The organism is Succinimonas sp. (assembly GCF_045225735.1).
Lineage (GTDB): Bacteria > Pseudomonadota > Gammaproteobacteria > Enterobacterales > Succinivibrionaceae > Succinimonas.
The window spans coordinates 26,759-34,219 of sequence record NZ_JBGVBR010000280.1; the positions used below are offsets into that span (position 1 = coordinate 26,759).

Here is a 7,461-nt window from a genome sequence, read left to right on the forward strand (position 1 = left end):
ACTCATAATTTTTCATTTGGAAAAGAAACCGGATCGAAACCGCTGGAGCAGAAAGGATTGCATCGCGCAATGCGACAAAACCCGTAATATACGCCTTTCCAGAAACCATACATCAGAATAGCCTGTCTGGTGTACTCCGAGCATGTTGGGATGTAACGGCATTGCTGTCCCATCACAGGACTGAGAACTATTTGGTAGGATCTGATAAGGGTACATGCAATTTTTTGTAGCGGCGATATATGACGTTCCATAGTTTAGTTAAGATTTCGTCTAAATCCCTGTTACTCAAATTCTGGGCAGGACCTTTTGCAATTACCACGAAATCCAACGGACTCAGTTTATCCTGGGCATTTCTGAAATTTTCCCGCGCTATCCGTTTAACTCGGTTCCGCCACACTGCTTTTTTAAGAGCTTTTTTTGGAACAATTAAACCCAGGCGCGGGAAACCCAAACCATTTTCTTTTGCAAGTACAGTGATGGATGGAGATCCTGCTTTAATTGGATCTTTAAAGACTGAATTGAAACTTTCAGGAGTCAGCAGTCTGGACTCCCTCGAAAAATTTCTTTTAGCCATTAACAGTTGTCAGGCGAACACGGCCCTTAGCACGACGACGGGCAAGTACCTTGCGTCCGTCTGCAGTCTTCATGCGGCTGCGGAACCCGTGAACACGCTTGCGCTTCAATACGTGAGGCTGAAAAGTGCGCTTCATTATTCTTATCTCCCAAAAATAACCAAAACTTAAAGTATGTTCAAGTTCACAAAACAGTGAACAGTCGCGTGATTATATAGTTCTCTGTTGTTTCCGTCAATATCTGTGATTTGCCCGGTTTCCAGCGTGAATACGTCAGCAGTTTATAATCATTGCCAGCTGGTGAACTGGTAATTGTGGACAGATTGTTTATATTTTGTTGATAACTCATGTTAAAGTCTTGAAAAACAACGGTTTGTATGAGACGTCTGTGTTTTCTTGTCTGTTGTTAATAAGTTTTGCGCAGCCTGTGAACGTCATTCTGAAAACCATATCACAGTTCAAGTTATTCACAATTAATTCTAGATCACTGCCGGCTCATAATGTAAAATCATCACTCCATGATTCATGTGTTTTTCTCTGGTTGCTTGAGGTTGTCTCCGTGCCTATTTTTGATCCCACCTCCTGGGAAAAGGTAAAAAAGCATCTTGAAACAGTGCCTTTGGACGGCGTCAGAAAGATGCAGCTCAGGATGTTTCTGAAGAAATCCATGGCCGTTGTGTCAGATCAGCGCAATGTTCTTACTGTTTATGTCCCCAATCGTCTGGTAAAGGATTTTCTTGAAAACAATAATTATGTGGATACCATACGGGCTGCAACGATGGAATCACTGGGCCGGGAATACCAGGTTGTCATAGATCTGCAAAGCAACATGAACTTCGGAGACAAAAAGAGCGCTCAGTTCAAGCAGGATTCAGGCTTTCAGAAAAATTCTCTGTCTGTTTCTCAGAAGGCAAACGCAGGGGGAGGGTACCATTTCAATGAGGCTAAGCAGGATTATCCGCAGCCGGTGTCCCGCCAGTCCCAGACATTTGTTCAGCCTCAGACATCCTTTCCCTCCGGTGTTTCACAGGATTCTGAGGTAAGTTCTCTGGATCGTTTTGGTCTGAATCTTGATCTGGCTGCTCATTATGACAATTCAGCAGTATCAGGGGCTGGCGCCGGAGCTAATACCGGGGCTGAACCGCAGTATGACAGCAGAATTATTCCTTCGCCGGATGATTCATTTCAGAATATGGGGTTTTCAAAACAGCTTACTCTTGCAGAGGTTAAAGAAAATCCTTTTTTCAGGCATCATGCTCATCTGATTCAGAAAAACAAAAATTTTGATAATTTCGTCGAAGGGCCTACAAATGCTACTCTGTGCGACAGCGGAAAAAAGGTTGCCGAGCACCCGGGCACATCTGACAGAAATCCCCTGTTTGTTTACGGCGATACCGGACTTGGAAAAACGCATATCCTTTTTGCCATAGCTAATTCGCTGCAGGTTAATTACCCTGAGAAGAAGGTTATGTATGTGCCGCTGATAAGCATTTATCAGGATTTCGTTCAGGCTGTTGACGATTACAGCAAGAGCAAAAATTCAGTTACCGGTCTTATCAGTAAGTTCAAGGCTCTCTACAAAAGTCTGGATGTTTTGCTTATAGATGACATGCAGGAATTCAATAACAGGTTCAGTGATGCATTTGTCGGAGAATTCACCAACATAATGAATGAAATCTCCACTTCCGGCAAACAGCTTGTTTTTGCTGCCAGTGTTCACCCCTCGGAGATCAAGAAGATTGATTCCCGGCTGAGTTCGCGTTTTCGTTCAGGAGTTGTCATAAAGGTAGAGCCTCCTGATTCTGATACCAGACGCAAGATTATTTTGAAAAAAATTGATGAGATGGGATTGAAATTTGACAGACAGAGTGTTGATTTCATGACTTTAAAATTCCAGACAAATGTCAGGAATCTCGAAGGATACATAAAGACAATCGGCGCTACCATTATGGGGCCGAAGTCAGACACTATAGTAACAGTTGATCGGGTCAAGTTTGTCCTGAAGGATGAGCTTGCCCAAAGAGCAAAAATGGTTACTGTGGATAATATCAAGGAGACTGTTTCGGAGTATTTCAAGATCACTGTAAAGGATATGGACTCTGCGTCTCGCTCCAAACCGATTGCCAGGCCCCGGATGATAGCCATGACATTGGCTCGTGAACTCACGGGGCAGAGTTATCCCAGTCTGGGAAAACAGTTTGGAGATCGCGATCATTCTACGGTGATGCATGCTTGCGATAAACTGGCAAAGTGGATTCAGACTGACCATCAAATCAGAACCGATTATGAAAATTTGAAATTACAGCTTACAGAATAGTAGCTTACAGAAATAGACAGAAGTGAATTATTAGTGGTGTAAATATGATGAAATTCAGGATACAGAGGGAAAATTTTATTAAGCCTTTGGAGCAGATTTCCGGATCTGTGGGGACCAATCAGAAAGAACCTATAACTCAGAATGTTCTTATGAAGATAGTGCCTAATGACCCTACCGGCCCGATAAAAGATGCAGAGTACAAAATGTTCATGATCTGCACAGATACGGAAATTGAACTGGTTAGCGAAGTAGGTCTTTTCGGCGAAGTAGAGCAGGGGGCTATTACCGTTGAAGCCAAAAAGCTTGTAACTATCATAAAGAGTCTTCCTGAGGGCTGTTTTATATACATAGAGGAAGCTCCTGATAAAAAGTCCATAACCCTGAGCACGGAACGAAACAAGTTTTCCCTGTCCACTCTTCCGGCAGAGCAGTTTCCTGAAATTGAGATTCTGGCTAGTTCCTATTCCTTGAAGATCAAGGCATCTACGCTTTTGGAGATGATGAAGACAACCAGTTTTGCCATTCCTCAGGAAAACTATAGGGTTGCATTAAAGGGGATGTGTTTCAACATTCGGCAGGACAGAGGTTCGAAGAGAGATTTAGATATTTATACATCAGATGCTCACAGGGCCAATATTCAAAGGGCTGAACTTGAAGAAGACTGTGTTTTTCCTGAAGACTTCAGCGGAAGATGTTCTTTCATACTTCCCAAGAAGACAGTAAGTGAAGTCATTAGACTTTTAAATGAGTTTTCCAAGGATAAAGCATTTTTGGATTCAGTTATTGAACTGTTCATAGGAAGAACTTGCTTCAGAACGGAAATCAATGGTGTTACTGTTATCAGCTGTCTTATTGATAGCGATTACCCTAATATTTTGATGATAGTTCCCAATAACTGTAACAGAGTTCTTACATTAGACCGAGAGAGCTTTAAGAATTCTTTAGAGCGTGTAAAGATACTTTGTAACACTCTTAATAATGCAGTGGAACTTATTGTGGTTAATTCAACAATAACCATCAAAGCCAAAAACAGTCTGCATGAAGAAGCAGTGGAACATATTATTGCTGAATATGAAGGTGATGATTTCAGTCTTGCATATAAGGCTGACTATCTTATTGATATTTGCAAGAATATGACTGCAAAGAAAATTAAAATATCTATGACGACTAACAGCAACAGTGCCAAGGTTGAAGCTGTAGCAGGGGAGGGGGAGCCTGTGAGTCAGGCATGCTATGTCGTAAGCAGAATAGTTCTTTAAGCTCAAATGACGGAGGGGCTTAGTTCTCTCCGTCTCTCTCAAACGTCCATGTTTAATATCAAGTATCCTGCATGTATCTTAGCCATGTAAAAGTTTCGTATTTTAGAAACTTTGATTATATCGATATTCCTTTAACAAAAGGTATTAACGTTTTTTATGGGAATAACGGTGCCGGAAAGAGTTCGATTCTTGAATTTCTTTACTATCTCTCTCTTGCAAAATCTTTTCGTTCATCTAATCATCAAAGCCTTATAAAAACAGGACATGACTTCTTTAGTATTTTTGCCGTTTTAACAGATTCTGATGATGTAAAGCATTCTGAAGGTTTGGAAAGAAAATATGATGGCACTATAAAAGTCTTGTTTGATAATAAAAATGTCAGCAGAAACAGCGATATGGCTAAGAATCTTTGTGTCCAGATTATTTCTCCGGATTCATTTGATCTGCTGACGGAGGGACCGTCAGTTAGACGAAGTTTTATTGATTGGGGTGTTTTTTACGGTTATGATGAGTATGGAAAAATTTTTAGTGATTTTTTAAGAGTGTTAAAGCAAAGAAACTCCTTAATTCATAATAAAGCAGAAGAAATTAGTCTTGAATATTGGGATTCGGTGTTTGTCAAATTATCAGAGAAAATTTCAGAGCTTAGGACATTATACATTGAAGAGTTTTCTAGAGAAATTTCTGAGATTACTGAAAAATTCATTCCTGAATTTAAGTTTAAATTTTCTTTGAATTGCGGCTATAAACGTGAAGATGGACTGCTGAATATTTTGAAAAGAAATCGAGACAGAGAAATGTGTTTCGGTTATACCATTTACGGGCCGCATAAGTGTGATTTAAAAATTAAAGCCAATGACATTATTGCCAGCCAGGTTTTGTCAAGAGGGCAGCAGAAACTCCTTGTTATATCCATGCATCTTGCTCAAGGATTGCTTTATGCCAAAAAAACAGGCAAAAACTGCGTCTTTCTCATTGATGATGTTTCTTCAGAACTGGATGAACACAATCAGAAGATCTTGTGTGATTTGATCACATCAACAAGAAGCAGTGCTCAGTATTTTCTGACTCTTTTAGGGGATAGCAGGCTTGCCTGGTATCAGGAGTCCTTTCCTGAGGCTTCTTTCTTCTCTGTATCCGATAACAAGGTAGTAACACAGAGTAACTGAAGCAACAGCTATTCCTCAAACCCAAAAATCAACGTATTTGCCCTAGATTGCATTTTTGTGATAGAGGAGGTATCCCAACACCGACTTGGTAAAAATAATGCAATATCGCTCAAATCTGAAAGCCGTTTTTTGGGTGTATACGTGTCATTAATATTTTTTCTATAGTTGTTATAACTATTAATGTAATATTTTACTTCTAATACTGCCTTCGTTTAACAGCATACCAACATTAATTGAGCACTCATGCGGATGAGTGAGTTCGTCTATCCATGATAAAAGTTCCTTGATAGAGAATACTAAGGAGCTGTTAATAAAGAAAGTTTAATTTTCATGACTCTCGGGAGCTATGATATAGTTCCACTCACCGTGCCAGTCGTTGTCTCTGGTCATATTTATTCCGCTAAGTTCTCATCAGACACTGCCTTTCCTTTCTCGTAGACGTTTTCATCCAACTTGCACTTAACCTTTAATCCAGATGAGGTTGTCGTAGCACCGATTAGATTAATGATGATCTCCACTGTTTCCAATGGTCTGCCACGCCAGTTCTTGCTGATGAAGGCAAACAGCCGGTGCCCAGTTTTGTTCCACTTGCTTGTACCCGGCGGAAAGTGAGACACATGGATATTTAAACCGGTTTCATTTGCAAAACTCTGAAGGCTTGTTTTCCATAGTTTATTACGTCTGCCGTTACTTCCGCCACCGTCAGCGGTGATATACAGACTTGTGGCTTCAGGATATTTTTAAGCTCCCATTGTCCGCCACCACTCCCGAATGCTGCTGACGGCAAACTCTGCTGTCGGCGCTCAAACCGACATTGACAAACCCTTCATTGAAGTTCAAATCATAAATGCCATAAGGGCAGGTTTTCCCGCCCGAACCTTCAAAGTCATGATCATTTACCTTCACCGTATTGCCTTTCGGGGCATATTCTTTTCCCGGATTCTTGTAATTGCCAATCAGCTCATTTTTCTTGGCATCAACAGATATCACCGGGTTTTTATTGTTCATGAACTCTTTGGCTTTATTGTTGATGTACTGAAACTGAGCATCCCGATCAGATCCTGCATTTCCGCTCCCCGTGTATTTCCGGTTCTGCATCAAACTGTATCCCATCTCCTCCAGAATGTTACCAATGGTTACATAACTGACAGGGATTCCTTTCCCCTTGAGAGAAGACTCAAGACTACGCAGGCTTTTGGTGGTCCAGCACAATGGATTCTCAGGATTTCCTATTGTACATGTTTCAAGTAAACGGTTTATCTCATCTACAACTTGAGGATACTTGTCACGGATTGATTTCCTTCCTCCTCCTCCTCCTTCTGCTCTTAATCTGGCACTGCTTGGAGTCCCTGTTTTTAACGGTTAGCTTGAACGTAGGATCAGGCTCTATATTTTCACACTCTTTTTTACCCTCGATGATTGTAACCTGAGAGATCTGCGTTAGTTCATGGAGATCCTTGACACTTCCTCGCCCCAGCATTTCAGACAAGGCTCCAAGAAAAATTCTTCTTTGTTTTTCATCCAACTGAGGGAGTACTTTCCCTATAAAAATTTTAGTGCTTTCCGGAATCATTCTACCCTCCAATGACTACCACTATGATAGCACACTGCGGCGGGTAAAATCGGACAGAAAATTCAACTTTATTTCTTAATAGTTCCTAAGTGGTTATATGTATTACAACAATACGTCTATCTGAGATTGATAGAATTGCTCTATGATGTATTAGTAAATATTGTGCGTCAGTATTCGAGATTATTGAATGTTTACGTGGAACAACGTAGATAATGTCTGATGAGTTCCATTGGAACCTCCAAGTCAGCATTTAGGAAATAGATTAAATGTTCCACGTGGAACAACGTTGATAATGGCAGATGAATTTCATAGTCTCCAAGTCAGCATCCAGGAAATAGATTGAATGTTCCACGTGGAACAACGTTGATAATGGCAGATGAATTTCATAGGCTCCAAGTCAGCATCCAGGAAATAGATTGAATATTCCACGTGGAACAACGTTGATAATGGCCGGTGAATTACATGGAACTTCCAAGTCAGCATCCAGAAACAGATTGAATGTTCCACGTGAAACAACGGAGATAATGACAGGTAAATTCCATGGAACTTTCAAGTCAGCATCCATGAAAAG

The 7,461-nt window shown here is 40.8% G+C and carries 6 protein-coding genes and 1 pseudogene; 3 read left to right on the plus strand and 4 right to left on the minus strand.

The window, feature by feature from the left end; genetic code table 11:
* Positions 1-2: 2 nt before the first annotated feature.
* Genes yidD through rpmH form a run of 3 tightly spaced genes read right to left on the minus strand, consistent with a single transcriptional unit; the run spans position 3 to position 710 of the window.
* Positions 3-251: a membrane protein insertion efficiency factor YidD gene (gene yidD / locus ACJROR_RS10170; RefSeq protein ID WP_406041143.1), complete on the minus strand. Its 249-nt coding sequence runs from the start codon at positions 249-251 to the stop codon at positions 3-5.
* Complete coding sequence (gene rnpA, locus ACJROR_RS10175) at positions 188-574, minus strand: ribonuclease P protein component (protein WP_406546962.1); 387 nt, start codon at positions 572-574, stop codon at positions 188-190. Before rnpA ends, yidD begins: the two co-directional genes overlap by 64 nt.
* Positions 567-710 carry a 50S ribosomal protein L34 gene (rpmH, locus tag ACJROR_RS10180; RefSeq protein ID WP_406041147.1) on the minus strand — a complete coding sequence of 48 codons (144 nt, stop codon included), beginning with the start codon at positions 708-710 and terminating at the stop codon, positions 567-569. Before rpmH ends, rnpA begins: the two co-directional genes overlap by 8 nt.
* Before the next feature lie 421 nt (positions 711-1,131).
* Here rpmH and dnaA point away from each other — a divergent pair, with 421 nt between their 5' ends.
* The 3 genes from dnaA (at position 1,132) to recF (ending at position 5,317) form a co-directional block, all read left to right on the plus strand.
* Positions 1,132-2,889, plus strand: coding sequence for a chromosomal replication initiator protein DnaA (gene dnaA, locus ACJROR_RS10185; protein ID WP_406546963.1), 1,758 nt, complete (start codon positions 1,132-1,134; stop codon positions 2,887-2,889).
* Between the two features lie 44 nt (positions 2,890-2,933).
* The gene (dnaN, locus tag ACJROR_RS10190) at positions 2,934-4,148 is read left to right on the plus strand and encodes a DNA polymerase III subunit beta (protein ID WP_406546964.1); all 1,215 of its coding nucleotides are present in this window, start codon (positions 2,934-2,936) and stop codon (positions 4,146-4,148) included.
* Between the two features lie 71 nt (positions 4,149-4,219).
* Positions 4,220-5,317: a DNA replication/repair protein RecF gene (gene recF / locus ACJROR_RS10195; protein WP_406041153.1), complete on the plus strand. Its 1,098-nt coding sequence runs from the start codon at positions 4,220-4,222 to the stop codon at positions 5,315-5,317.
* A gap of 321 nt (positions 5,318-5,638) precedes the next feature.
* Here recF and ACJROR_RS10200 read toward each other — a convergent pair.
* Positions 5,639-6,890 (minus strand): annotated as a pseudogene (locus ACJROR_RS10200) (ISAzo13 family transposase).
* Positions 6,891-7,461 lie beyond the last annotated feature (571 nt).

Coding starts and splice junctions, on each gene's coding strand:
- yidD (WP_406041143.1), bottom strand. CDS start 251: ATGGAACGTCATATATCGCCGCTACAAAAAATTGCATGTACCCTTATC.
- rnpA (WP_406546962.1), bottom strand. CDS start 574: ATGGCTAAAAGAAATTTTTCGAGGGAGTCCAGACTGCTGACTCCTGAA.
- rpmH (WP_406041147.1), bottom strand. CDS start 710: ATGAAGCGCACTTTTCAGCCTCACGTATTGAAGCGCAAGCGTGTTCAC.
- dnaN (WP_406546964.1), top strand. CDS start 2,934: ATGATGAAATTCAGGATACAGAGGGAAAATTTTATTAAGCCTTTGGAG.
- recF (WP_406041153.1), top strand. CDS start 4,220: ATGTATCTTAGCCATGTAAAAGTTTCGTATTTTAGAAACTTTGATTAT.